Genomic DNA, 26,005 nt, shown 5'->3' on the forward strand with positions numbered 1-26,005 from the left:
TGCGGCGCGGCCCTGTCGTTCCACGATACTCACGGCTGTGAGCGGCGCGATCAGCATCGGACAGGCCACGGTTCTCGGCGTGGTGGAAGGCGTGACCGAATTCCTCCCGGTCTCCTCCACCGGACATCTGAAGATCACCGAAGGACTGATGGGCATCCCGGTGGACCACCGGTCCGTCGTCGCCTTCACCGCGGTGATCCAGGGCGGGGCCATCGCGGCTGCCCTGGTCTACTTCTCCCAGGACATCATGCGCATCGCCGGGGCCTGGGCCCGCGGTCTGGTCCGCCCGGAGGAGCGCTACCGCCACGACTACCGGTTCGGCTGGTGGGCCATCTTCGCCACCCTCCCCGTCGTGGCCGTCGGGTTGGCGGCGAAGCCGCTGATCGAGGGGCCGCTCGCCTCGCTGTGGGTGGTGGCCGGGTCGCTGATCGCGGGCAGCGGCGTGATGTGGGCCGCGGACCGCCGGGGCCGCCACAAGCGGGGCGAGGACGACACCGGATTCCGGGACGCCCTGCTCGTCGGCAGCTCACAGATCCTGGCGCTGCTCTTCCCCGGCTTCTCCCGCTCCGGCGCGACCATGTCCACCGCGCTGCTGCTGGACCTGGACCGGGTGGCGGCCACCCGGCTGTCGTTCTTCCTGGGGATCCCGGCCCTGACCGGCGCGGGTCTGTACGAGCTGAAGGACGCGGTGGGCGCCGGGGCGGCCGTGGCTCCCCTCGCCGTCGGCACCGCCGTGTCGTTCGCGGTCGCCTACGCCTCGATCGCCTGGCTGCTGAAGTATGTCGCCCAGCACTCCTTCAACGCCTTCGTGATCTACCGGATCGTCGTGGGGGTGCTGCTGTTCGGGCTGCTGGGCGGCGGTGTGCTGCACGCTTGAGCCGCTGTCGGCAGACGGTCCCTGGACACGTGTGTCGGCGGACATAGTCCAATGGCCCGCCCCGGTCCTCCCGATCCGCCGGGGACTGGGCCAATGGCCCAGTGAATCCGGGCTCTGTTGAGCCAGAGGCCCTCCGGGTGCTGTGATGGGTCCGTCGATGGCGCTGCGGACCCCCGCGGCGCCTTTTTCATGCGGTTTTCACGCGGTGACAGTGCGCCGCGGAGCGAGGGCAAGGGAACGGGACGCAGTGCTGAAGAGGATGTTCATGGCGCCGGATCCGGGGCTCGCGCGGCTGCGTGTCTCGACGCGGGCCGTCCTCGGCGTCGGGCTCGCCGTCGCGGTCACCGCGGTGGCCGGGCTTCCGCTGCCCGCCGTGATCGCGGCCGGGCTCGCCGCGCTGCTCGCGCTCTTCACCGTGGCCGATCCGACCGTGCGGCGGCAGGCCGTCACCACTGCCGCGCTCCCGGCCGTCGGTCTGCCGGTGCTCGCCCTCGCCGCCGAGCTGCACGGGCGGGCGGGGCCACGGGACGCGGCCTTCCTCGCCGTCGTCTTCTGCGGGGTGGCCGCCCGGCGCTGGGGAGCGCGGGGCAACGCCCTGGGGATCTTCGCGTTCATGATGTTCTTCGCGGCGCAGTTCCTGCACGCGCTGCCCGGTGAGCTGCCGGTGCTGACCGCGGCGGTGCTGACCGGTGTGCTGGCGGCGGCCCTCGTACGGTTCGCCGTATGGCCGCTGGAGCGGCGCGATCCGCCGCCCGCGGCCCCCACGCCGCCGGGCGGACGCGGCCTGGCCAGGCCCGCCACCCGGCAGGCGTTCCAGGCGGTCGTCGCCTGCGCCTTCGCGCTCGCCGTCGGTCAGGCCGTCTCCGGCGAGCGCTGGTACTGGGCCGTCGGCACCGCCTGGTGGATCTTTGTCAACACCGCCTCGCGCGGCGAGACGCTGGTCCGTGGCTTCCGCCGGGTGCTGGGCACCGGCTGCGGGATCGCGGCCGGACTGGTGGTGGCCGTACCGCTGCACGGCGCGCCCGCGCCCACCGCCGCCCTCGTCGCCGTCTGTGTCTTCGGCATCTTCTACACCGCCCCGCTGTCCTACAGCTGGATGATGGTGTGCGTGACCCTCATGGCCGGGCTGCTGTACGGGCTGCTCGGGGTGCTCCATCCCGGGCTGCTCACCCTGCGGCTGGAGCAGACCGCCGTGGGCGCGATGGGCGCGGCGCTCGCCGTCGCCGTTGTCCTCCCGGTCACCACGCACGCCGCCAGCGACACCTGGGTGCGCGGTGCCCTGGAGTGCGTACGGCAGTGCGCCGCCGCGTCCGCGCGGCGGCTCGCGGGGGACCCGGCCGCCGACCCCGCACCGCATGTGGCCGAGCTGGAGGTGGTGCTCGGGCGGCTGCGGATGTCGGTCGCCCCGCTGCTGCATCCCCTCAGCCCGCTGCGCGCCCGCCGGGCCCGCGCCCGGCAGATCATGGTCGGGCTCGACGACTGCGCACGACAGGTCCGCGGCCTCGCCGAGCTGGCCGCCGACCCGGACGCGTCCCACGACGCGCGGCTGATCACCGCCTGCCGCCGGGTGGAGACCGCGGTGGGGCGGCTGATGAGCACCGGCCCCGGCGCCGAGCAGGTCGCCGAGCCCGCCGCCGTCACGGCCCACCCCGCCCCGCATCCGAGCGTGGACCGGGCCCTGGCCCATCTGCACGACCTGGAGCGGTCGCTGGCCACGCTCGCGGCGCCGCTGCGCGGTCACCCCCGGGCGCCCGCGCGGGTCTGACACTGCGCCCCGCCAGGGTCCGGTGCGGCCAAGTGTCCGGACACGACCCACCGGACCCGCTTGGTCCAGACCTGGTTGCTACCGTCGGCCCGGCAGTGGAGTCGGCGGAAGGGCGGCGCGATGGCCGGAACGGACATGGGGCAGCGGGCGTACATCGGGTCGTTCACCTCGGAGGGCGGTGCCGGGATCACCGTGGCCTCGCTCGACGCGGAGTCGGGTGCGCTGCGCCCACGGCACACCACGGACGCGGTCGCCAACCCCTCGTATCTCGCCCTCGCGCCCGGCGGGGACCTCCTCTACGCGGTGCGCGAGACCGACGACGGCGTCGCCGCGGCCCTCACGGTCGCCGACCCCGGCAGACCGCCCGCACTGCTGGCCGGGCCGGTGTCCGTACGCGGTGCCGGGCCCACCCATCTCGCGCTCGCCGCCGGGCAGCTGTTCACCGCCAACTATGTGTCCGGCAGCGTCACCGCGCTCCCGGTGCTCGACGGCGGTGTGCTCGGGGAACCCACGGCCATGTTCCAGGGCGAGGGCAGCGGGCCCCACCCCGAACGGCAGCGCGGCCCGCATGCGCACGCCGTACGGCCCGACCCCTCGGGCCGCTGGCTGCTCAGCGTCGACCTGGGCACCGACAGCGTACGGATCCACCGTCTGCCCGGGCTCCGGCCGCACGGTGCGGTCCGGATGCGGCCCGGCAGCGGCCCGCGCCATCTCACCTTCCATCCGCGCGGTGAACGCGCGTATGTGATCAACGAGTTGGAGCCGACGATCACCACCTGCCGCTGGGACGCGGCGAACGGCACGCTCGAACCGCTCGGTGAGACGCCGGTGCTCCCGGAGGGCGGAGCGGGCGGTGCGGGGGAGAGCTTCCCCTCCGAGGCGGTGGTCTCGGAGGACGGCCGGTTCATCTGGGCCGCGGCCCGTGGCGCCGACACGGTCACCACCTTCGCGCTCGACGCCTCAGGTGACCGTCCGGAGCCGGTCACCACGATCCCCTGCGGCGGCAGTTGGCCCCGGGACCTCGTACTGGGTCCCTCGGGACGGCATCTGTACGCGGCCAACGAACGCTCGGGCGACGTCACCTGGTTCACCGTCGACCCTACGACGGGCGTGCCGAGCCGGGCCGGGTCCATCGAGGTGCCCGCGGCCTCCTGTGTGGTGTTCGGCTGACGCCGGTGGTCATGGAGCGGTGGGGCGGCGGCCGGTTTCCTCCGGACCGCCGCCCAGCGTGGTGATCGGGTCGCGTCAGCGCGCCGAGGCGCCCGGGAGCGTGATGCCCAGCGACGCCGCGTACTTCGCCAGCACCAGCTTGCCGACGGCCGGGTAGGCGCCGAGCGCCTCGGCCGCGGCGCAGCCCGCCTCCTCGGCCGCCGCGTCGATCAGCCCGGCGGAGACCTCCGGGCCGACGAGGTACGGCGCGAGCGCGAGCCGGGCGGAACCGGCCGAGCGCAGTTGCTCGGCGACGCGGACGACCGCGCCGTCCTCGTCCAGGGCCGCGGCCATCACCGGTACGGCGAGGCGCGCGGAGAGCAGCATGCCGGTGATGCCGCCGGCCTGGGCCGCCTCCTCGCCGCCGACCGTGGCCAGGATGATGCCGTCCGCCGCGGTCGCGACCGTGAAGAGCCGGGCGCGGTCGGCGCGGGCCAGACCCGCTTCCGACAGCCGTACGTGCAGACCCTCGGCGAGCAGCGGGTGCGGGCCGAGGACGTCGGTGAGTTCGGCGGCGGAGCCGCTGCCCATGACGGCCTGGCGTATCCGGCGCAGCAGCGCGTTGTCCGGGCCCGCGAGCAGCGGCACGACCACGGCGGCGGGGCCGTCGGTGGGGATGGCGGGCTCCGGCGGCTGCGGCGGGATCTCCTCGCCCGCGGCTTCGGCGGCGGCAATGGCCTCCGCGGTGGCGGCAGCGGCGGCCTTGGCGGCCTCGGTCGCCTGGCGGACGCGCTCGGCGCGGTCCTGAGCGGCCAGCGTCAGCACGCTCTCGAGCTGAGGGAACTCCTCGCCGTCACCGTCCACGTAACCGATGTGGACGTCGAGGCCGGGCAGTTCGGAGCGCGCTATGCTCACGACCTCCTCGGCCAGGCTCCGGGTGGCCGCCTCCGGGGTGCCCGGGACGGCCAGCACCAGCGGAGGCGCGCCGAGGGGTGCGGCGGCGGGCTCCGGCCGGCGGTGCCGTCCGGGCTGGCGGGGACGCGGCATTCGTACTGGCAGGCCGGACGCGGGCCCAGTGGGGGAGCTCATGGCGCCGCATGTTAGTCGCTTCATGGGCTCGGCTGTTCGGGAGGGGTGCGACAGGGCGTTATCTGTCCCCTTTTGCCGAGCAGCTCTGTTCATTGATGTGCGCTGAGCGGTCGGAGATGTTCGGAGAACGGCCCTGATGTCCGGAATGCGGAGCGGTAGCTTCGCATTCCGGACGGATGGTGATGCGCGGCAGCCCGTTCGGCACGGCCTTCCGGCCGCCGCGCGGAATGCCATGGCCTAGCCGAGGTCGACGATGTGCAGCAGTGCCGCGTCCCTCGGCAGCCGCAGGTCGTTCCTCGCCAGCGCCGACGCCACGCACAGGGCGCCGTCCAGCGGGTCTCCGGCCGCTTCCGACACCCGGGCCTCCGGCAGCCGGGTCGTCAACTCCCTGTGCAGGGGGGTCAGCAGGGGGGCGCCCATGCGGAACAGGCCGCCGGTGAGGGCCACTTCGGCTGCTTCCACCCGCGGGCACACCGCCTCCGCCGCCTGCGCGATATGGCGGGCCGCGTCCCGCAGAATTCCGTTCGCGACCGGGTCCGCGTCGGCCAGTCGGCCGACCTCGGGGGCGAACGAGGCCAGGACGGCCGGGCGATCCGGTCGCGGATACAGCTGCCCCGGCAGCTGTGCCGCGGGCCCGAGCACCGCCTCCACCCGCTCCAGCAGCGGCCGCGATCCGCCCTCGCGGCCGTCGTACGCGCGCATCGCCGCCTCCAGGCCCGCGCGGCCGATCCACGCCCCGCCGCCGCAGTCGCCCAGCAGATGGCCCCAGCCGTCGGCCCGTCGCCAGCCGCCGGGGTGCCCGTCCGTACCCCGGCCCTCCGGCAGCGCGCCGAGTGCGATCATGCCGGTGCCCGCGGCGACCACCGCGCCGGGCCGCTGGCCGAGAGCCCCGGCGTACGCGGTCACCGCGTCGGCCGCCAGGGCCAGTTGGCGGGCGCCGAACGCGTCGGCGAGCGCGTCCGGCAACGTGGCGCGCAGATCGTCACCCAGCGAGGCCATGCCCGCCGCGCCGACACATACCGCGTCCACCCGCGGCACCCCGGCCCCGCGCAGCAGCTCCCGGGCGGCGGGCAGCACGCGGGACAGCAGTCCGGCCGCGTCGATCCCGTGCTCGCCCACGGCGGCCGGAGTGGGTGAGGACCAGGTCAGCGGCTTCTCCGTGGAGCCACCGGACACCGGGGCGACGCACGCCGCCCCCACGCGTACGCCGGACCCTCCGGAGTCGATGCCGAGCACATACGTGTCGGCCACCGGCTCAGCCGAACCCTCGGGCGTCCTGCTTGAGCGCGGTGTCCACGGTCAGCGCGGTGGCCACCACCAGGCTCAGCAGCGGATCGGGGAGCTGGCGGTGGATCTGGAGGACGTAGTTGTCCGCCGTGGTGAACATGGTCTTCGCCAGGCCCTCCCAGGTCTTGGTGATCCTGGCGATCTCGGTGTCCGTGTGGTCGACGATGGCGAAGTTCCAGGCCCGCCAGTTCTCCGCCTTGATGGCGCCGATCTGCTGGCCGTTGACATGGATGCCAAAGTTGATCTTGCCGATGGCGTTCTGCTGGACGATCTCGCCCACCGGCTGACCGTCCGGGCGTGTCACCAGCACCTTGGACTTGATGAACTTCGCGGGGCGGGTGAGCACCAGGTGCGGCTGTCCGTTCGCGTCCCGGATCTCCAGCGTGTGGGTCATGAACTGGTCGAGGCTGGAGACGAACCGCGCGACCTTCTTCAGCGTGCTCTGGCCGACCTGCACCACCGAGCCGATGGTGCGGCCGTGCTGGTCGAAGACGCTGTACTCATTGGTGAGCTCGATCAGCTTGGCCTTCTGGTTGACCACGAGCACCGGCTCGGTGAACAGTGTGCCGCCGCCGCCCACGGCCGGGGCGACATGCGCCTGGTGCTGCACCTGGTGCTGGACCTTGGCCGGATTGGGGTGGGGCTGCGCCGCCTGCTGCGTCGGGACCTGGCCGGGCTGCCCGGGGTGGGTGTGCTCGGTCCACTGGGCGCCGTCCCACCAGCGCAGCTGGCTGGGCGTGCCCTGCGGGTCGGCGTACCAGCCCGCAGGGGTGTTCGGATGTGTCGTCATGGCGGGCAGACTACCTTTCGGCCACCATGGCCGAAGTCATCAGGGAAGGCGCCAGTCCACGGGTTGCGCTCCCTGCTGTACCAGGAGGTCATTGGCGCGGCTGAACGGCCGCGAGCCGAAGAAGCCCCGGTCGGCCGACATGGGGGAGGGGTGGGCGGACTCGACCGCCGGAAGGCTGCCCAGCAGCGGGCGCACCGCGCGGGCGTCCCGGCCCCACAGGATGGACACCAGGGGGCGGCCTCGCGTGGCGAGCGCCCGGATGGCCTGCTCGGTGACCTCTTCCCAGCCCTTGCCGCGGTGGGCGGCGGGACGGCGCGGCGCCGTGGTGAGCGCCTTGTTGAGCAGCAGTACGCCCTGCTGGGTCCAGGGCGTCAGATCGCCGTTGGACGGACGGGGCATCCCGAGGTCGGTGTGCAGCTCCCGGAAGATGTTCTCCAGACTGCCGGGCAACGGCCGGACCTCCGGTGCCACGGAGAAGCTGAGCCCCACCGCATGACCCGGGGTCGGATACGGGTCCTGACCGACGATCAGCACCTTCACCTCGTCGAAGGGCTGCTGGAACGCGCGCAGGACGTTGGCTCCGGCGGGGAGATAGGTGCGGCCCGCCCCGATCTCGGCCCGCAGGAAGTCGCCCATCGCCGCGATGCGCTCTTCGACGGGCTCAAGTGCCTTGGCCCAGCCCGCTTCGACAATTTCATTCAAGGGTCGCGCTGCCACACCGCGTCACTCTAGTGGCTCAGCGTGTGGTCGTGTGCCGCTCTGTGGATCACTTCCGGCCGGGCGCGAAGCCGGTCCCGCTCAGCCGATGACGGCGGCCCGGACGCACAGCACATCCGGCAGATGCCGGGCGATCTGCCGCCAGCTCTCGCCCTCGTCGGCGCTGGCGTACACCTCGCCGTTGCGATTGCCGAAGTAGACCCCGGCCGGGTCGGCGTCATCGGTGCGCAGCGCGTCCCGCAGCACCACCCCGTAGTGGTGCTCGCCGGGCAGCCCGGTGGACCGCTCGGCCCAGGACGCGCCCGCGTCGTCGGTGCGGTACACCCGGCAGCGGTAGTCGGGCGGATAGCGGTCCCCGCCGTCGATCACCGGGAAGACGTAGGCGACCCCGCCGCGCCGCGGATGGGTGGCGATCGCGAAGCCGAAGTCGGCCGGCAGCCCTTTGCCGATCTCGGTCCAGTGCGCCCCGCCGTCGTCGCTGCGGTACACCCCGCCGTGGTTCTGGAGATAGAGCCGGTCCGGGTCGACCGCGTCCTGGGCGATCTTGTGCACACACTGACCGAAATCCGGATAGGGGTCGGGCAGGAACTCCGCCTTGAGCCCGTTGTTGGACGGCGCCCAGCTCGCCCCGCCGTCCGTGGTGCGGTACACCCCGCCCGAGGAGACGGCGACCACCACCGCGTCCGCGTCGCGCGGATCGGTGACCACCGTGTGCACCGCCTGGCCGCCGAACCCCGCACCCCACTGCGGCCGCTGCGGGTGGTCCCACAGCGCGCGGACGAAGTCGAAGCTCTCCCCACCGTCCGCGGAGCGGAACAGCGCGCCCGGCTCGGTGCCCGCCCACACCACCTCCGGCGCCGCGGGGCCCGCCGGATGCAGCTGCCACACCCGCTCCAGCGAGGTGTCGGTGCCCTCGGGGAACCGCACCGCGGGCCGGGCGGGCTCGTGCCAGCTCTGCCCGAGGTCGTCGGAGCGGAAGACCGAGGGGCCCCAGTGGGAGCTGTCGGCGCCGGCCAGCAGCCGTGGGCGGTCGCGGCGGGTGTCGATACCGACGGAGTACACCGCCTGCATCGGGAAGTGCGGGCCGGTGAACTCCCAGTCCCCGCCGGAGGATCCGGTCCGGCGGGCGAGAAAGAGGCCCTTGCGGGTGCCGAGGGCGAGCAGGACGTCGTCCATGACGGCTCACTCCTTGAGGTGCGGAGAGGTGCGGGTGATGGAACGAGGTGGGTGTGTCCGTCACCACAGAGTCTGCACCCCGCCACCGACATCGGCGCCCCGGAGGGAGCCAGGAATCGACGGTGTCGGGCGAAGGGAAGCGTTGTACGAGAGGTGTCGTTGTACGAGGGGCTTCGTAATTTGACAGACGTCGTAATACGATGAGTATCGTACTAGCGCGGTCGGTCCGGCCGTGCGAGGTCGATTGGAGACGTTGCATGAGTGCCCTCTTCGAGCCCGTCACCCTGCGGTCGCTGACCATCCCCAACCGCGTCTGGATGGCACCGATGTGCCAGTACAGCGCGGCCGGCGGCGAGTGCGCGGGAATCCCGGACGACTGGCACTTCGCGCACTACGCCGCCCGCGCCACCGGCGGCACCGGACTGATCCTGGTCGAGGCCACCGCGGTCTCGCCCGAGGGCCGGATCAGCCCCGGCGACCTCGGGCTGTGGAACGACCAGCAGGTCGAGGCCTTCCGCCGGATCACCGGATTCCTCAAGCGGCACGGCACCGTTCCGGGCATCCAGCTCGCCCACGCCGGGCGCAAAGCCGGCACCGACGCCCCCTGGCGGGGCGGCGCCCCGCTCGGCCGGGAGGAGCAGGGCTGGCAGCCGCTCGGCCCGAGCCCGATCGCCTACGACGAGCGCCACCCGGTGCCCGGCGAACTCACCGAGGAGCAGATCGGCGAGGTCGTCGAGCAGTTCGCGGCCGCCGCCCGGCGCGCCCTCGCCGCCGGGTTCGAGGTCGCCGAGATCCACGGCGCCCACGGCTATCTGATCGGCGAGTTCCTCTCCCCGCACAGCAACCACCGCACCGACCGCTACGGCGGCTCCCTGGAGAACCGCGTCCGCTTCGCCCTCGAGGTCGTCGACGCCGTCCGCGCGGTGTGGCCGGAGGAGCTTCCGCTGTTCTTCCGCGTCTCGGCCACCGACTGGCTGGAGCGGGACGGCTGGACGCCGGACGACACCGTGGCGCTCGCCGCGCTGCTCAAGGACCACGGCGTGGATCTGCTCGACGTTTCCACCGGCGGCAACGCGGCCGGGGTGCGCATCCCCGTCGAGCCCGGCTACCAGGTGCCGTTCGCCGCCCGGGTGCGCCGGGAGACCGGGCTGCCGGTCGCCGCCGTCGGACTGATCACCGAGGCCGGACAGGCCGAGAAGATCGTCGCCAACGGTGAGGCGGACGCCGTCCTGCTCGGCCGCGAACTGCTGCGCAACCCCTCCTTCGCCCGGCACGCCGCACAGGAGCTCGGCGGCCGGGTGCACGCGCCCGAGCCGTACGGGTACGCGATCGGCTGATCCGCGGGTCGCGACCGTACCTTCGGCCCGCCGTGCCCGGTCCGGGGGACCTCCCCCCGGACCGGGCAGGGGTGTGCCGGCGGATCGGCGTCCCGCCACCCACCACAATGAGCCATACCTGTGAAGCGCTCAGCATCCCTTTCGCCGCGTCAGGTGCCGAACGGGTACCGTCGCCCCCATGGCTGACTCGGTCTCCGGCACCATCCATGCGCTCTGTGACCGCTACGTCGACGACTACGCCGCTCTCGACCCCAACGCCGCGACCTACCTGGGTGTCCCCGGTCATGACGACCGCCTCACCGACTACTCGTCCGAAGGCCACCGGGCGCGCGCCGAACTCCATGCCGCAGCTCTCCGCGCGATCCGCGCCGCCACTCCTCAGGACGACTCCGAAGCCGCCGCCCGCGACACCTTCACCGAGCGCGTCGGCCTCGATCTGGAGATCCATGAGGCCGGGCTCGACAGCGCCGCGCTCAACGTCATCGAGAGCCCCGTACAGGCCCTGTGCATGCTCTTCGACGTGATGCCCACCCGCACCTCCGACGACTGGTCGGTGATCGCCAGCCGACTGGCCCGGATGCCGGAGGCCATAGCGGGCCTGGAGGCCGGACTCCGCCACGCCGCGGCCGGTGGCCGGGTCTCCGCGCTGCGCCAGGTCACCAAGACCGCAGCCCAGTGCGACACGTGGGCCGACGGCCACTTCGCCACCCTGGTCGCCCCCGCGCAGGTGCCGTCCGCCCTCCGTGCCGACCTGGACGCGGGCGCCGCCGCCGCGTCCTCCGCCTTCGCCGGGCTGGCCCGCTTCCTCCGTGAGGGGCTGGCTCCCGTGGCCCCGGCCCGGGACGCCGTCGGCCCCGATGCCTACGCGCTGTGGCTGCGCTACTTCACCGGCGCGGAGCTGGACCCCAAGGAGTCCTACGCCTGGGGCTGGGAGGAGTTCTGCCGGATCGAGACCGAGCTGAAGCAGATCGCCGACCGGATCCGGCCGGGCGCCACCCCCGCCGAGGCGGCCGCCGCCCTCGACGCCGACCCGCACTACCGGCTGCGGGGCGCGGACGCCCTGCGGGACTGGATGCAGCGGCTGTCCGACGCGGCGCTGTCCGATCTGCGCGGCAGCCACTTCGAGATCCCCGATGAGCTGATGGCGCTGGAGTGTCTGATCGCGCCCCCCGGCGGGATCGTCGGCGCGTACTACACCGGGCCGACGGACGACTTCTCCCGGCCGGGCCGGATGTGGTGGTCGATCCCGCCGGGCCGGACCGACTTCCCGACCTGGCGCGAGGTCACCACCGTCTACCACGAGGGCGTTCCCGGCCACCATCTCCAAGTGGCCACCGCCGTCCACCAGTCGGGGCGGCTCAACCGGTTCCAGCGGCTGATGTGCCATGTCTCCGGCTACGGCGAGGGCTGGGCGCTGTACGCGGAGCGGCTGATGCGCGAGCTGGGACGGCTGGACGACAACGGCGATCTGCTGGGCATGCTGGCCGGGCAACTGTTCCGGGCCGCACGGGTGATCGTGGACATCGGGATGCATCTGGAGCTGCCCATCCCGGTCGGCACCGGATTCCACGAGGGCGAGCGCTGGACCCCCGAACTGGGGCTGGAGTTCATGCTCACCAGGACCATCACCCAGCAGGACCAGGTCCGTGATGAGATCGACCGCTATCTGGGCTGGCCGGGCCAGGCGCCCTCGTACAAGCTGGGGGAGCGGCAGTGGCTGGCCGCCCGCGATGACGCACGTGCCCGTCAGGGCGCCACGTTCGACGCGATGGCGTTCCACACCGCCGCGCTGAAGCTGGGTCCGATGGGTCTGGACACCCTGCGCGGACGCCTCGCGGCCCTGTGAGGCGACGCTCCGGGCCGGGGCGCGGGCGGCCCGGAGCAAGAGGTATCACCGGGGGAATGCTCGATACGTCCGTTGGTATCCGGCCGCCGCCGCCCATCGCACCTCCCGAGATCCACGAGAGGCATGGACCAGATGACGCAGACCGTTGCGCAGCCCACCGGGCTCGACGGGACCGCCGGGCGCCGCCTGGTCATCCTCGGGGTGGCCGCGAGCGACTGCCATGTGGTGGCCAATCAGCTCATCGCCTACGCGCTGCGCGGACAGGGCTTCGAGGTGGTCAATCTCGGCGCGTGCACCCCGGTGGAGGAGTTCGCCAGGGCGTACCGGACACACCCGGAGGCGGAGGCGGTCCTCATCGGCAGCCTCAACGGCCATGTGCACGAGGACCTCAGGGACCTCCCGGAGGCCAGGAGGTCCGGGCGCATCGGCTGTCCCGTCGTCGTCGGCGGCAATCTGTCGGTGGGCAGCGTCAAGGATCCCTCGTCCGCCTCACGCCTGTACGACCTGGGCGTGGACCTGATCGTCGAGGACCCCGACGATCTGCCGGCCGTGCTGGACCGGCTGCGCGAAACCCGCGCGGAGGAGGCGCGATTGGCACGCTCCCCGGTGTCGTGAGTCCGTCGTCCGCGGCTCCCGGAGTCCTTCCCGGACTACGGGAGTCGGCCGCGTACATCACCGGTTTGGGCAAGCCCACCGTGGCCGCGGTGCTGGCCGGAGCTCGCGACCGCGGCCGGGTGGCCCTCCAGCCCCGCTGCGGGGTCGGCGGCCACGCGGAGATGAAGGCGCTGCTGCTGGCCCTGGAGGCGGCGGCCGCACCGGACGTCCTCACCCTGACCATCGACTCCCACACCCGGCTGCGTCGCTTCGACCGGGCGGCCCGCACCCTGGCCGCCCGGCCGCGGGACCTCAACGGCTACCCCCTGGTCAACCACGGCTGGCGGCGCGGCCGGGAGCTGAACGAGGCAGTCGGGGCGCCGCTGGAGGTCCGGCACGGCTCACCGGACCCGCGGGCGCTGTTCGACGTGGCGGTGGCCGGCGGGATCACCTCGTTCGAAGGGGGCGGGATCTCGTACAACCTGCCCTACTCCAAGGACGTTTCGCTCATGTCGTCGCTCGCCGCGTGGGAGGCCGTCGACCGAAGCTGCGGCGCCCTGGCCGACCTCGGTGTGGTGGTCGACCGCGAACTGTTCGGCACGCTCACCGCCGTTCTGGTGCCGCCCTCGATCAGTCTGGCGGTGAGCGTCCTGGAAGCGGTCCTCGCCACCCGCGCGGGGGTGAAGTGTGTGTCCATCGCCTATCCGCAGGGCGGCCATCTGATCCAGGACGTGGCCGCGCTCGAGGCGATTCCGGTCCTGGCGCGGAACCATCTCCCGGCCGAGGTCCAGGTGCACCCGGTGCTGCACGAGTTCATGGGCGTCTTCCCCCGGCAGCGTGGCCACGCGGAGGACCTGATCCTCTACGGGGCGCTGGTCGCCCGGCTGGGCGGCGCCTCCAAGCTCATCACCAAGACCTACGAGGAGGCGGCGGGGATTCCCGGCACCCGGGCCAATATCGACGGGCTGCGGCTGGCCGGCCGTGCCAACTCCCCGCTGCTGGGGGGTCTGCTCTCGGTGGACCGGGACCGGGTGCGCGAGGAGCGCGGCTGGATCCTGGCCGAGGTGGCCGAGATCGTCGAACCGGTGCTGGCGCGGGACCGCGATCCGGCTGCGGCGATCGTCGAGGCGTTCGCCCGCGGCACCCTGGACATCCCCTTCAGCGCCAGCCGCTTCGCCCGCTCCGCGATCGTGCCCAAGCGCGACGCCGAGGGCGCCATCCGCTATCTCTCCGCCGGTGCCCTGCCACTGTCCCGCGCCACCCTGCGCCGCCACCACGAGCTGCTGTACGGTCGCGACGGCTCCGGGACGCCCGCTGGTTCGCCGCTTGCCGACCTCACCCGCGACATCAACTACTTTCCGCACCTGTTCGGCGAGGAGCCTATGTGACGCGCCCCGACCGGGTACGGCCGGCCCCGGTGCCGGAGAGCAGACCGCCCACTGCGGCAATGCCCTCGGCGATGGCGCGTTCGCCCACATTGCCGAAGCCGAGAACGAGTTGCACCGGTTCCGCCGCCCCGCCCGCACGGCATGCGCTCATCCCGTACAGGCCCACGGACCGGGCGCGCGCGGCGGTGACCACGGCGCGCTCATCCGCGTGGCCGCCCAGGTGCGCCACCGCGTGGAAACCGGCCGCGAGACCGGTCACCTTCACCTCGGGCGCATAGCTGCCCAGCGCCCTGACCAGCGCCGAGCGTCGGGTCTCATAGAGAGTGCGCATCCGGCGCAGATGGCGGTCGAAGCGGCCTGACTCGATCATCCGCGCCAGGGCGAGCTGCTCGAGCACCGGAGAGCCGCGGTCGGTCAGCTGCTTGTGCTCGGCGATCCGCTCCACGACGGCCGACGGACACAGCAGCCAGCCGATCCGCAGCCCCGGGGCGAGCGACTTGCTGGCGGTGCCGATGGCGATCACCCGGTCGGCGGCCAGGCCCTGGAGCGCTCCGACCGGCTCCCGGTCGTAGCGGAACTCCGCGTCATAGTCGTCCTCGATGATGACCGCGTCCCGACGCCGCGCCCAGGCGATCAGCGCCCGCCGCCGCTCCGGCGCCAGCACCACTCCGGTCGGCCACTGGTGCGCCGGGGAGACGACCACCGCGCGGGCGTCGGTGGCCTCCAGCGCCGTGACGTCGATACCGTGCTCGTCCACCGGTACCGGAATCGACGACAGCCCCGCCCAGGCCACCGCCGAGGAGATCGTCGCCGGTGAGCCCGGATTCTCGTACGCCACCGTGCGCACCCCGCACTGGGCGAGCGCACGCAGGGCGAGCCCGAGCCCCTGGGCATAGCCGGAACAGATCACCATCCGCTGCGGATCCGCCGAGGCCGCCCGCACCCGGCGCAGATATCCGGCCAGCACCTCGCGCAGCACCGCGTTGCCCCGCGGATCGCCGTAGTCGAGCGCCGACACCGGCATGGTTCGCCCCGCGTCCCGCATCGCCCACAGCCAGTCCGCCAGCGGAAAGCCGCTCAGATCGGGGACACCCCAACGGAAGTCCGCCACCAGCCGGGAACATTCCTGGGAAGGGCGGGCCGGGGTGGGCGGGGCGCAGGTGCCCGCCGCGACCCGGGTGGCCGAGCCGACCCGGGCGACGAGATAGCCCTCGGCCTGGAGTTGGGCGTAAGCGTCCTGCACCAGCCCCCGGGACAGCCCGAGACGGCGGGCCAGTTCACGGGAGGACGGCAGCCGCTCGCCGACCTGGAGCCGCCCGGACCGGATGGCGTCCCGGATCTGACGCTCCACCTGCGATCGCAGCGGTTCCCCGCACTCCCGGTCGAGAACCAGCAACAGATCCGGTGACAGACCGGACCACTCCAGCGGCATGGAACTGGACCTTACCGGTGATCCGCCCGGCTCCCTAGCGTTCCTCGTATGACCTCATCGGCGGATCCGCAGACCTCCGGCACGGGCACGGGTACCGGCCCCGCCGCCGTCGTCCGGCCGCGGCTGGTGACCCGGGCGCTGCTGCTGCGCTTTGTGACCGTGATCGGCGCCTCGACGAGCTTCTTCCTGTTGCTGTCGGTCGTTCCGCTCTACGCACAGGAGTCCTCCGGTGGTGGCAGCAACGCCGCGGGGCTGGCCACCGGGGCGCTGATGCTGGCCACGGTGGCCGGGGAGCTGATCACCCCGCGCTTCGTCAACCGTTACGGCTATCGCGTCTCCCTGGCGGTGGGTCTGGTGCTGCTCGGCGCGCCCGCGCTGGTGCTGACCGCGTTCGACAACATCGGGTGGATCGTGGCGGTCTGTTTGCTGCGCGGACTCGGTTTTGCCCTGACGGTGGTGGCGGGCGGCGCGCTCACGGTGTCGCTGATCCCGCCCGAGCGGCGCGGCGAGGGGCTGGCGCTGACCGGCATCGTGGCCGGGGTGCCCTCGCTGGTGGGTCTGCCCGCGGGGGTATGGCTGGCCACCCACTTCGGCTACACCCCGGTGGCCGTGGCGGGGGGTGTGGCGGCGCTGGCCGCGATCGTCGTGGTGCCGGGGCTGCCGGACCGGGAGCCGACACCGGACCGTCCGCTGGGCATGGTCGCCGGGTTCCGTACGCCCGGACTGCTGCGGCCCACGCTGGTGTTCGCGACCACCGCGCTGGGTGCCGGGATCGTGGTCACCTTCCTGCCGTCGGCCGTGCCGTCGACCTACACCGGGCTGGTCGCGGTGGCGCTGTTCGTCCAGCCCGCGGCGTCGACCGCCGCCCGCTGGGCGGCGGGGCGGCACGGCGACCGGCACGGGCCCGCCGGACTGGTGGTGCCCGGTCTGCTCGCGTCGGCCGCCGGAATTCTCATCACCGCGCTGACCGGCAATCCGGTGGCGTTGGTGGCCGGCGTGGCGCTGTTCGGCACCGGCTTCGGGGTGGCCCAGAACGCCACTCTCACCCTGATGTACGCCCGGGTCACGGCCTCCGGGTACGGCGCGGTCAGCGCCCTGTGGAACGTCGCCTACGACGCGGGGATGGGGGTGGGTGCCGTGGGCTTCGGGGCATTGGCCGGTCCGGTCGGCTATCCGCGGGCCTTCGCCCTGACCGCCGCGCTGATGCTCATCGCCCTCCTCCCCGCGTGGCGGGACCGGGTGGCCGACCGCGCCGCCGCGGCCCAGCCGAGGTGAGCATCGCACGGAAGCCGGTGCCACCCGCCCGGCGAGGCCGCCGGCGGTCCTCCGTCACCCTGCGAACCCAGCATCTTACGAAGAGCGTCAAACTACGATAGGTCTCGTACGATAGGGGTGAACAGCCCAGGTGACGAGGAGCAGCCGTGCAGACGCAGATCACGCCCCAGGCCCCGGCGACCGGCCGCTCGCTGGAGCATCCGCGGCGTGAGGAGATCCGTCTCGAGGACGTGCTGCACGCGCTGGCCGACCCGACGCGGATGCGGGTGGTGCGGACGCTGGCGGAGGAACCGGGCGAGGTCTCCTGCTCGGTCCTCGACCTGCCCGTCAGCAAATCCACCACCACCCACCACTGCCGGGTGCTGCGCGAGGCCGGGGTGATCCACCAGATCTACCGCGGCACCGCCAAGATGAACGCCCTGCGCCGCGAGGACCTAGACGCGCTGTTTCCCGGTCTGCTCGACAGTGTGCTGGGCGCCGCCGTCCTTCAGGACGGGCGCGTCGGCGGTGACCGGGGCTGAGCCGGAGGCCGGGGCTGAGGCGGAGGCCGGAGCCGGGCCCGTGGCCGCGGTCCGTCCGCCCGGCAGGTGGTTGAAGAGCATATTGAGCACGATGGCCGTCACACAGCCCGCGCTGATCCCGCTGTCCATCACCGTCTGGAACCAGTCGGGGAACTCCCGGTAGATCCCCGGCACTCCGACCGGCAGCAGCCCGATCCCGACCGACACCGCCACCACCGTGAGGTTGTGGTTGTCCCGGAAGTCGACCCCCGCCAGCGTCCGCAGCCCGCTCGCGGCGACCGTACCGAACATCACCAGCCCCGCCCCGCCCAGCACCGGCGCGGGGATCGCCGCCACGATCGCGCCCAGCTTCGGCGCGAGCCCGAGCACCACCAGAATCCCGCCCGCGGCCGCCACGACCCACCGGCTGCGCACCCGGGTCATCCCCACCAGGCCCACGTTCTGCGCGAAGGCGGTGTACGGGAAGGTGTTGAAGACACCGCCGAGCATCGTCGCCACACCGTCCGCGCGCAGTCCGTCCGCCAGCCGCCGCCCGTCTACGGCGCGGTCCGTCATCTCGCCCACCGCGATGAAGTCACCCGTGGTCTCGGTCATGGTCACCACGGCGACGATCAGCATCGACACCACGGCCGCCGCCTCGAAGGTCGGCGTACCGAAGTGGAACGGGGTGGAGACGCCCACCCACCCGGCGTCGCCCGCCCCGGAGAAGTCGGTGAACCCCAGCGGTACGGCCGCCGCGGTCCCGGCCACGATGCCGATGAGGACCGCGACCCGGCTGAGGAAGCCGGGCCCGAAGCGCTGGATGGCGATCACGAGCACCAGTACCGCGGCGGCCAGCCCGATGTTCTTCGGCGCCCCGAAGTCCGGCGCGCCCTGGCCGCCCGCCGCCCAGTTGCCCGCGACCGGCAGCAGCGACAGACCGATGACCAGGATCACCGTGCTGGTCACCAGCGGTGGGAAGAACCTCAGCAACCGTCCGAAGACCGGTGCCAGCAGCATCATCGCCAGTCCGGACACGATCACCGAACCGTAGATCGCGGGCAGCCCGCCGCCCTCGGTACCGATGAGCACCATCGGGGTGACCGCGGCGAAGGTGCAGCCCTGCATGATCGGCAGCCGGACACCGAACCGCCACAGCCCCACGCACTGGAGCACGGTCGCGATGCCGCACAGCAGCAGATCGGCGTTGATGAGATAGGCCAGATCGGTGGGGGAGAGCTTCATCGCTCCGCCGACGATCAGGGGCACGGCCACCGCCCCCGCGTACATGGCCAGCACATGCTGGAGGCCCAGGGCCGCGAGCCGGCCGGCCGGCGGTATCTCGTCCACGGGATGGCGTGCGGGGCGTTCGGCTGTCATGGCTGCTCCTTGCGCGGTACGGCGGGGAAGAGGGGAGGGCCGGAAATCCCGGTCCCTGGGGTGGGGGGTGGCGGACTCGACGCAAAAGGATTCAACAATCTGTTGATTTCAGGGCCGCTGGTGACCGGTGTCAACCCCTGGGACCGGATCCGTGGCAGTGAACGCCCGATCCGCGGCGGCCGGAGGTGGGGTCTGGGAGCGGCGGTTGGGTCCGATTCGCGGCAGTCGGGAAGCGGGATTTGGGAGCGGCGGGCGCACCGGGTCCGTGGCGGTGGTTGGGTCCGATTCGTGGCAGCCGGAAGCCGGTTGAGCGGCGGGCGCGCCGGCTCCGTGGCAGCCAGGAGCCGGGTTTCGGAGCAGCGGGGGCGCCCGATCCGTGGGAGCCAGGAACCAGGTTTCGGAGCACCCTGCGCGCCGGGCCCATGGCGGCGGGTGCGCCGGATCCGTGGCAGGCGGAAGCCGGGTTGGGGAGCAACTGGCGCTCCGGGTCCGCGGCGGCGAGTGGGTCCGGTCCGTGGCAGCCGGAGCCAGGGTTGCGGAGCACCGTGCGCGCCCGATCCATGGCAGTGGGCGCCGCCCGGCCCATGGCCGCGGGCGCCCCCGATCGTGGTGGCGGTCAGTCCCGTCCGTGCGCCGCGCCGAGAAGTCCCGTCCAATCCGGGATCTTCACCGTCGGGCGCCCCAGCGTCTCCCCGAGCGCCGCCTCCGCCGCCTCGATCCGCAGCCACCCCGGCCACTGCACCGGTTCCAGCCCGGCCGCGCGCAGCTCCCGCAGCGGGTCCTCGGCCACCGGGCGGGCCGCCAGCGTCTCCGCGTCGGCCAGCAGCGAGGCCACGGTCTCCTTGGCGCAGGGGCGGTTGGTGCCGATCACGCCGGTCGGTCCGCGCTTGATCCACCCCGCCACGTACTCACCGGGCGAGGGCGCCCCGTTGCGCAGCACCCGCCCCGCCGCGTTGGGCACCGTGCCGCGGTCGGCGTCGAACGGCAGCCCCGGCAGCGCCACACCCCGGTAGCCCACCGACCGCAGCACCAGTTGGGCCTCGATCTCCTCGAACACCCCGGTGCCCGCCACCCCGCCCCCGGCGTCCGGGGCGGTCCGCTCGAAGCGCACGGCATGCACCGCGTGTTCGCCCACCAACTCCACCGGGCGCAGGAAGAAGCGCAGATGGATCCGGCGCGGACGGCCCAGCGGCTCCCGCTGTGCCCAAGCGCGCAGCACCTCGACATTGCGCCGACTGTGCCCCGGGAGCCCCGACGGATCGCCGTACGCTGGATCGAGCGCCAGCTCCTCGGGGCGCACCAGCACCTCCGCACCAGTCAGTGCGCCCAGCTCACGCAGCTCCTTGGTGGTGAACTTCGCCTGCGAGGGACCGCGTCTGCCGACCATGTGGACATCGGTCACCCGGCTGTCGGCGAGTGCCCCGAGCGCGGCGTGCGGTACATCGGTGGGGCGCAGCTCCTCCGCTCCGCGGGCCAGGATCCGCGCGACGTCCACCGCCACATTGCCGACCCCGATCACCACGGCGGAGCGGGCGCCGAGCGCGAAGGCGTCGCCCGGTCCGAAGGCCTCGCCGGGCGCGTCGGGGTGGGCGCTGTACCAGGAGACGAACTCGGTGGCCGAGGCGCTGCCCGCCAGATCCTCACCGGGGACGCCGAGCCGACGGTCGGTCGCCGCCCCGACGCAGTAGACCACCGCGTGGTAGAGCCCCAGCAGCCGCTCGGGCGTCAGCGGCGGCGGCCCCACCGGCACATGGCCCAGGAAGCGCACCCGGGGGTGTTCCAGCACGGCGCGCAGGGTGTTCTGGAGCGACTTGATCTTCTCGTGGTCCGGGGCGACGCCGTAGCGCACCAGTCCGTAGGGGCAGGGCAGCCGGTCCAGCACATCCACCATCACCTCGGGGACGGATTCCCGCTGGACCAGCGCCTGGGCCGTGTACACCCCGCTCGGCCCGGATCCGACGACCGCGACACGCAGCACGGAGGAGCTCCTTCCGGAGGATGTCTCCAGCATCCCACCTGGAGGGGGCCGGTGGGAGTTGCCGGTGCGCCGTTGTGACCGGCACGGGTGACGGGGCACCGCCGGGCGGGCGCCCTCGGCTGACGGCCGGTGAGACGGCTCCGGCCCCCGCTACGCCAGCCCCCGCATCCGCAGGATCTCGCTGCTCTGCTGCGCGATGACGTCGCCCGCCATCTCCTCCACCCGGACGTTGTTGCCCTTGCCGAGCACATCGGTGGCCATGGTGACCGCGCCCCGGTGGTGGGCGATCATCAGCTTGAGGAAGAGCCGGTCGAAGTCGGCGCCCTTGGCGGCGCGCAGCGCGTCCAGCTGCTCCGGCGTGGCCATCCCGGGCATCGCGCCATGCTCTTCGTGTCCGCCCGTCCGGCCGCCCCCGTTGGTTTTCAGCCAGCCCTCCATCGCGTCGATCTCCGGCTGCTGGCCGGAGGCGATACGTTCCGCGAGCCGTCTGAGCTTTCCCGATCCGGCCCGGTCGGGCGCCAGAGCGGTCATCACCAGGGCCTGCCGGTGGTGCTCGATCATCATGCGGACGTAGGCCCGGTCCGCCGAGTTGGGGGAGTCGTCGTCGCCCGCCTTCGCCGCCTCGTCGGCCGACAGGGTCCGGGCCGGCTCACCGGGCGCGCCCGGTGCGATGACTGCCGGGCCGCCGTCCTTCCCTTTGCCCGTATCGGCCCTCTCCCCGCCCCGTCCGTCGCACCCCGCGAGGGCGAGTGCCAGGGCGGCGGTGGCCGCGGCGATGGTGAGGGACGCGGTGCGGAGCGACGTACGGCGGTGCGACACGTTGCCTCCCGGGGCGGTGGGAAATTCTTCTGACGATTATGGTGCTCACTGTTGTTATGTACATGGAAGGCGCGATACTGCCCTCGTCCCCGAACCGTTCAACCCCGAACGGAACCAGAGGACATGGGAGGACGCAGTGAAGCCGTGGGACAGATCCCCGCACCGGCGCAGATACCTCGGAGCGGCCTTCGCAGCCATCGGCCTGGTGGCCTCGTTGCTGGCGGCCGGACCGGCGGCCGCGACCCCCGACCCCGGTGACGCCCCGCGCAGCGAGCGGGTGACGAAGGGTCAGGCGAACGACACCCGGTCCGCCATCGAGAACGGCGAGATCCCCGGGGTGGACGAGATCGTCCACAGCGACAACGTCAGCCACCTCGCCAACATCCCCAAACAGGACCTCAAGGGAACCAACTCCGACCTGGCCTTCCAGGGCCGCTATGCCTTCGCGGGGAACTACGACGGCTTTGTCATCTACGACATCAGCCGGCCGAAGAGCCCGAAGGTCGTCAGCCAGGTGCTCTGCCCCGGTGCGCAGAACGACGTCTCGGTCTCCGGCGATCTGCTCTTCCTGTCGACCGACTCCTCGCGCAACGACAACTCCTGCGCCAGCACCACCCAGCCCGCGACCGAGAAGTCCTCCTGGGAGGGCATGAAGGTCTTCGACATCAGCGACATACGGAACCCCAAGTACGTCGCCGCGGTCGAGACCTCCTGCGGTTCACACACCCACACCCTGGTGCCCGAGCGCAGGAACGTCTACATCTACGTCTCCTCCTACTCGCCCAGCGAGACCTTCCCGGACTGCCGGCCGCCGCATGACGGCATCTCCGTGATCAAGGTGCCGCGCCAGGCCCCCGAGAAGGCCGCGGTGGTGGACTTCCCCGTGCTCTTCCCGGACGGCGGCAACCCCGGCGGCCCCACCAACCCCGGTGTCTCCCAGACCACCGGCTGCCATGACCTCACCACCTTCCCCGACCTGGAGCTGGCCGCGGGCGCGTGCATGGGCGACGGCATCCTCCTCGACATCGCCGACCCCGCGAAGCCCCGGGTGATCGACCGCGTCGAGGACAACGTCAACTTCGCCTTCTGGCACTCGGCGACCTTCAACGAACGCGGCACCAAGGTCGTGTTCACCGATGAGCTGGGCGGCGGCGGTGGCGCCACCTGCAACGACCGGATCGGTCCGAACCGCGGCGCCGACGGCATCTACGACATCACCGGCAAGGGCGACAGGCGCAAGCTGGTCTTCCGCGGCTACTACAAGATCCCGCGCCACCAGGCCGACACCGAGAACTGCGTCGCCCACAACGGCTCGCTGATCCCGGCCAAGGGCCGCGACATCATGGTCCAGGCGTGGTATCAGGGCGGCGTGTCCATCTGGGACTTCACCGACTCCAGCCACCCCGAGGAGATCGGCTACTTCGAGCGCGGCCCGCTCTCCACCGACACCCTCATCGGCGGCGGTGCCTGGTCCGCGTACTACTACAACGGCCATATCTACTCGAATGACATCGCCAAGGGCCTCGATGTCCTGAAGATCGACGACAAGCGCACCGACAGCGCCCGGGGTGTCCGGCTGCCTCAGCTCAATGTGCAGACCCAGCCCGACTACCGCTGACGGTCCGCCCCGGAGGTCAGATCTGCCCGCCGGGCGGCTCCTCGCCCGGCGGGTCACCGAGCTCCCAGTCCAGTCCGTAGCGGTGGAACAGCTCCGCCCGCAGCCGCCCCGGAGCCATCGGCGCCCCCGGCAGCAGCACCGCCACCACCGCGCCCATCAGCAGCGCCCGCAGCAGCCGGTAGTCCTCGTCGGGGTCCTCGGAGCCGTAGCGGACCACCACCTCCCGCAACAGCCCCGCCAGCCGCTGCTGTTCGGCGCACTGAATGAACCCTTCGGCCGCGAGGATTCCCGCCATATGCGTCCGCATCAGCCGTGGCCGGTCCCGGGCCAGCCCCAGGATCGCGTCGATCGCCCGTGCCAGCAGCTCCCGGCCGGACCCCTCGCCCTCCGGGACCGGCTCGCGCTCCAGCGCCCTGGCCAGTTCGGTGTGCATCAGCCGGTGGACGGCGGTCTGGAACAGCTGCCGCTTGCCCGGGAAGTAGTACGACACCAGCCCCCGGGCCGCCCCGGCCCGGTCGGCGATGTCGCCGAGCGTCGTCGCCTCGTACCCGCGCTCGCCGACCAGCTCGACCGTCGCCTCCAGCAGACGGGCCTGGGAACGGCGGCGCAACTCCTCATTGACCGATGCGCTGCGGGGGGACATGCTTACTCCTGCGTTGGCTGGCTCGGAGCCAATATACTCAGAGCGGCATCCGGCTGTCCGGCGATCACCGGAGGATGGCTTGTTGCCTCCGTCGGTTCGGGCGACGCGGGGGATCGTCCGAACCGACGGCTTCGCACCACGGCACGATGCGCTGCTCAGGGGGGTGTGGTGCGGTCCGGGAAGAGCTCCAGGACCGCGCGCAGAGCGTCCGGCCGCCGGTCCACCGGCAGATGGTCGACCAGATGCACCCGGCACCCCACGGTCGCCGCACCGCCGTCGGCGCGCCGGTCGTCGCCCACCATCAGGGCCTCGTGCGGGGCCAGCGACAGCGCGTCGCAGGCCGCCCGGAACAGGCGGGGGTCGGGCTTCTGCGTCCCGTGCTCGTACGAGAGCACATACGCGTCCACCAGCGGATCCAGACCGTGGGCCCGGAAGACCGGGCGCAGATCCCAGCCGATGTTGCTGACCACCGCGATCCGTATCCCGCGCCGCCGCAGCTCACCGAGGACCTCGGCGGCATCGGGGTACGGCCGCCAGGCGGCGGGCTGCCTGTGGCGCGCGTACAGGGCGTCGTACAACTCGGGGTGGGGGAGCGGCACGTGGCGGGCCAGCCCCGTGAAGGCGGCCCGGTGCGACTCGGCGGTACGGTCCCGGGCGCTCCATGCCTCCGCCAGCTCCGGCGGGACCGCGACCGGCGGCGCACCGCCCGGGAGCGCACCGGCCTCCTCCAGATCGCGCGCGTGCCGCGCCAACTCCTCCTCGGGCAGGGCCGTCCCGGTCTCCTCCAGCGCCGCCCGCAGCCAGGACTCGGCGGACTCGATCCGGAACAGCGTCCCGGAGAAGTCGAACAGCACACCTCCGAGCGGCCCACCCCGCCCGTCGGCGCTCAGCGGTTCCACCACATGTCTCACCCTTCACCGTTATCGCCCAGCGGGAGACCGCGAGTGGTATCTGGTACAGCCACTCCTTGATCAACTATGCCATGGGGAAACGGAGTTGCGCGTCGGTGTGAACGGCCAGTGCGGCGGACCCCGGTTCAGATGCGGTCGCCGGTGACCGGCCACTGGACGGTGACGGTCTTGCCCTGCGCGGTGAGCGTGACCTCCATCCGCCGGGCCAGACGGCTGATGATGTGCATCCCCCAGCCGCCGCTGCCGTCCGGCACACCGGGACGCGGAACGGGCGGACTGCTGCTGCTGTCGTGGACGCCGACGACGAAGACGCCGTCGGCCAGCGTCGCGGTCAGCGACCAGGAGCCGGAGGTGTGCCGGATCGCGTTGGTGATCAGCTCACTGATGACGGTCTTCACCGCCGACGCGTCCACGGCCGGGCAGTGTTCGGCGAGGAACGCGCCGACGAGATCCCGGGCATCGGCAAGGGACGCCTCGTCGGATCGCAGCGTCAGCATCGTGCCTCCTGCCCTGCTCGTACAACTTGCTCGTACAACGTGCGCCACATCGCTGGGCGCCGAGTCCAGCACCACCTGCTGGGGACCGGCGGTGCGCAGCAGGTGGTGGAGCAGTGGCCGACGCGGGGCCCGTCAAGAATACGGGCGGACGAGGGACCGGCCTCCGGCCTCCCCGGTCACCGTCCGTCTTCTCCAGGCTTGCCGCCGCGCACCGTGTACGGATACGCGGCGGCCGCGGCGTACACCAGCGCGGCCCCCAGCAGCCAGCCGCCCAGCACATCGCTGGGCCAATGCACCCCGAGATACAGCCGCGTGAAGCCCACGCCGGACACCGACACCGCACCGGCCACGGCCATGAGCCGCAGCCACTGGTCCCGCGCTCCGTGCAGCGTCATCACCCACAGCACCAGACCGCAGGCGACGGCAGCGGTGAGCGCGTGGCCGGACGGGAAGGCGGCGTAGTGCGCGGAGTCCACCGGATCGGGCCAGTGCGGACGCTCCCGGCCGACCGCCGCCTTGATCCCCTGCTGGAGCAGGGTGCCCAGCGCCGCCGTGGCCGCGACCCATACGGCGAGCCGCCACTCCCGGCGCCACAGTAACCACCCCACCACCAGCGCCAGCAGCGCACGCATCGTCCAGGGGTCCCAGACCCAGTCCGACAGCACCCGGGCGGTCTCGGTCCAGCCGTGGTGCGTCACGGCGGAGTGGTGCAGGGACACCACGATGTCCCGGTCGGCGCGGTCCAGCGGCCCCCAGGAGGCGGCCACCGGCGCGAGCAGGAGCAGGAAGAGCGCGAGGAGCACGGCCGAGGTGCGACCGGGGTGGCGGAACGGCGGCTGCATGCCCCCGATGATCGCCGACGGGCCGGGCCGGGTGCCAGGAGGGTGGTGGCAGGCGGGCCGCGACGGGGGAGCACGACGGGGCGGGCGGGCTCCCT

General features: G+C 72.7%; 23 protein-coding genes. 10 read left to right on the forward strand and 13 right to left on the reverse strand.

Annotated features, from left to right (window positions below; all coding sequences use genetic code 11):
• Positions 1-37 precede the first annotated feature (37 nt).
• The 3 genes from JK363_RS08395 to JK363_RS08405 all read left to right on the forward strand — a co-directional run bounded on the left by JK363_RS08395 (position 38) and on the right by JK363_RS08405 (position 3,812).
• Positions 38-877 carry an undecaprenyl-diphosphate phosphatase gene (locus tag JK363_RS08395; protein ID WP_201873341.1) on the forward strand — a complete coding sequence of 280 codons (840 nt, stop codon included), beginning with the start codon at positions 38-40 and terminating at the stop codon, positions 875-877.
• 259 nt (positions 878-1,136) lie between these two features.
• The gene (locus JK363_RS08400) at positions 1,137-2,642 is read left to right on the forward strand and encodes an FUSC family protein (RefSeq protein WP_201873738.1); all 1,506 of its coding nucleotides are present in this window, start codon (positions 1,137-1,139) and stop codon (positions 2,640-2,642) included.
• 120 nt (positions 2,643-2,762) lie between these two features.
• The gene (locus JK363_RS08405) at positions 2,763-3,812 is read left to right on the forward strand and encodes a lactonase family protein (RefSeq protein WP_201873343.1); all 1,050 of its coding nucleotides are present in this window, start codon (positions 2,763-2,765) and stop codon (positions 3,810-3,812) included.
• Between the two features lie 75 nt (positions 3,813-3,887).
• Here the strand turns inward: JK363_RS08405 and JK363_RS08410 are convergent, their stop codons facing one another.
• The 5 genes from JK363_RS08410 to JK363_RS08430 all read right to left on the reverse strand — a co-directional run bounded on the left by JK363_RS08410 (position 3,888) and on the right by JK363_RS08430 (position 8,850).
• Positions 3,888-4,880: a sirohydrochlorin chelatase family protein gene (locus tag JK363_RS08410; RefSeq protein ID WP_201873345.1), complete on the reverse strand. Its 993-nt coding sequence runs from the start codon at positions 4,878-4,880 to the stop codon at positions 3,888-3,890.
• A 237-nt stretch (positions 4,881-5,117) separates the two neighbouring features.
• Positions 5,118-6,131: an N-acetylglucosamine kinase gene (locus JK363_RS08415; RefSeq protein WP_307821647.1), complete on the reverse strand. Its 1,014-nt coding sequence runs from the start codon at positions 6,129-6,131 to the stop codon at positions 5,118-5,120.
• Between the two features lie 4 nt (positions 6,132-6,135).
• The gene (locus JK363_RS08420) at positions 6,136-6,957 is read right to left on the reverse strand and encodes an LURP-one-related family protein (protein ID WP_201873347.1); all 822 of its coding nucleotides are present in this window, start codon (positions 6,955-6,957) and stop codon (positions 6,136-6,138) included.
• A 39-nt stretch (positions 6,958-6,996) separates the two neighbouring features.
• A complete protein-coding gene (locus JK363_RS08425; protein ID WP_201873349.1) occupies positions 6,997-7,674 on the reverse strand; it encodes a uracil-DNA glycosylase in 678 nt (225 codons plus the stop codon).
• A gap of 81 nt (positions 7,675-7,755) precedes the next feature.
• Positions 7,756-8,850 (reverse strand): WD40/YVTN/BNR-like repeat-containing protein, encoded by a 1,095-nt coding sequence (locus JK363_RS08430; RefSeq protein WP_201873350.1) that lies wholly within the window; start codon positions 8,848-8,850, stop codon positions 7,756-7,758.
• A gap of 257 nt (positions 8,851-9,107) precedes the next feature.
• Here JK363_RS08430 and JK363_RS08435 point away from each other — a divergent pair, with 257 nt between their 5' ends.
• The 4 genes from JK363_RS08435 (at position 9,108) to JK363_RS08450 (ending at position 14,015) form a co-directional block, all read left to right on the forward strand.
• Complete coding sequence (locus JK363_RS08435; RefSeq protein ID WP_201873351.1) at positions 9,108-10,187, forward strand: NADH:flavin oxidoreductase/NADH oxidase; 1,080 nt, start codon at positions 9,108-9,110, stop codon at positions 10,185-10,187.
• 178 nt (positions 10,188-10,365) lie between these two features.
• Complete coding sequence (locus JK363_RS08440) at positions 10,366-12,033, forward strand: DUF885 domain-containing protein (RefSeq protein WP_201873352.1); 1,668 nt, start codon at positions 10,366-10,368, stop codon at positions 12,031-12,033.
• A gap of 132 nt (positions 12,034-12,165) precedes the next feature.
• Complete coding sequence (locus tag JK363_RS08445) at positions 12,166-12,648, forward strand: cobalamin-dependent protein (protein WP_201873356.1); 483 nt, start codon at positions 12,166-12,168, stop codon at positions 12,646-12,648.
• Complete coding sequence (locus tag JK363_RS08450) at positions 12,645-14,015, forward strand: methylaspartate mutase (protein ID WP_201873357.1); 1,371 nt, start codon at positions 12,645-12,647, stop codon at positions 14,013-14,015. The genes JK363_RS08445 and JK363_RS08450 overlap by 4 nt, the downstream gene beginning before the upstream one ends.
• Here JK363_RS08450 and pdxR read toward each other — a convergent pair.
• Positions 14,008-15,447 carry a MocR-like pyridoxine biosynthesis transcription factor PdxR gene (gene pdxR, locus JK363_RS08455; RefSeq protein ID WP_201873358.1) on the reverse strand — a complete coding sequence of 480 codons (1,440 nt, stop codon included), beginning with the start codon at positions 15,445-15,447 and terminating at the stop codon, positions 14,008-14,010. The genes JK363_RS08450 and pdxR overlap by 8 nt on opposite strands.
• Positions 15,448-15,495: 48 nt before the next feature.
• On the opposite strand from pdxR, the gene JK363_RS08460 reads away from it, so the two are divergent.
• Both JK363_RS08460 and JK363_RS08465 read left to right on the forward strand, forming a co-directional pair.
• Positions 15,496-16,722, forward strand: a complete 1,227-nt coding sequence (locus JK363_RS08460) for an MFS transporter (RefSeq protein WP_201873359.1) — start codon at positions 15,496-15,498, stop codon at positions 16,720-16,722.
• A gap of 146 nt (positions 16,723-16,868) precedes the next feature.
• Positions 16,869-17,243 carry an ArsR/SmtB family transcription factor gene (locus tag JK363_RS08465; protein WP_201873360.1) on the forward strand — a complete coding sequence of 125 codons (375 nt, stop codon included), beginning with the start codon at positions 16,869-16,871 and terminating at the stop codon, positions 17,241-17,243.
• Here JK363_RS08465 and JK363_RS08470 read toward each other — a convergent pair.
• From JK363_RS08470 to JK363_RS08480, 3 genes are all read right to left on the reverse strand, one after another.
• Positions 17,157-18,602, reverse strand: a complete 1,446-nt coding sequence (locus JK363_RS08470; RefSeq protein ID WP_201873362.1) for a nucleobase:cation symporter-2 family protein — start codon at positions 18,600-18,602, stop codon at positions 17,157-17,159. The genes JK363_RS08465 and JK363_RS08470 overlap by 87 nt on opposite strands.
• A 616-nt stretch (positions 18,603-19,218) precedes the next feature.
• Positions 19,219-20,580: an FAD-dependent oxidoreductase gene (locus JK363_RS08475; protein ID WP_201873363.1), complete on the reverse strand. Its 1,362-nt coding sequence runs from the start codon at positions 20,578-20,580 to the stop codon at positions 19,219-19,221.
• Positions 20,581-20,730: 150 nt separating this feature from the next.
• On the reverse strand, positions 20,731-21,399 hold the full coding sequence (locus JK363_RS08480) for a DUF305 domain-containing protein (RefSeq protein WP_201873364.1): 669 nt from the start codon (positions 21,397-21,399) through the stop codon (positions 20,731-20,733).
• Positions 21,400-21,535: 136 nt separating this feature from the next.
• Here JK363_RS08480 and JK363_RS08485 point away from each other — a divergent pair, with 136 nt between their 5' ends.
• Entirely contained in the window at positions 21,536-23,017 is a 1,482-nt protein-coding gene (locus JK363_RS08485) for an LVIVD repeat-containing protein (protein ID WP_201873366.1), read from the forward strand.
• A 16-nt stretch (positions 23,018-23,033) separates the two neighbouring features.
• Here the strand turns inward: JK363_RS08485 and JK363_RS08490 are convergent, their stop codons facing one another.
• The 4 genes from JK363_RS08490 to JK363_RS08505 form a co-directional block, all read right to left on the reverse strand.
• Positions 23,034-23,660 (reverse strand): TetR/AcrR family transcriptional regulator, encoded by a 627-nt coding sequence (locus JK363_RS08490; RefSeq protein ID WP_201873368.1) that lies wholly within the window; start codon positions 23,658-23,660, stop codon positions 23,034-23,036.
• A 155-nt stretch (positions 23,661-23,815) separates the two neighbouring features.
• Positions 23,816-24,562 (reverse strand): HAD family hydrolase, encoded by a 747-nt coding sequence (locus JK363_RS08495; protein ID WP_307821648.1) that lies wholly within the window; start codon positions 24,560-24,562, stop codon positions 23,816-23,818.
• Between the two features lie 134 nt (positions 24,563-24,696).
• A complete protein-coding gene (locus tag JK363_RS08500; protein WP_201873370.1) occupies positions 24,697-25,068 on the reverse strand; it encodes an ATP-binding protein in 372 nt (123 codons plus the stop codon).
• Between the two features lie 176 nt (positions 25,069-25,244).
• Positions 25,245-25,910 (reverse strand): phosphatase PAP2 family protein, encoded by a 666-nt coding sequence (locus JK363_RS08505; protein ID WP_201873373.1) that lies wholly within the window; start codon positions 25,908-25,910, stop codon positions 25,245-25,247.
• Positions 25,911-26,005: the final 95 nt, after the last annotated feature.

Source organism: Streptomyces coffeae (assembly GCF_016741875.1).
Classification (GTDB): domain Bacteria; phylum Actinomycetota; class Actinomycetes; order Streptomycetales; family Streptomycetaceae; genus Streptomyces; species Streptomyces coffeae.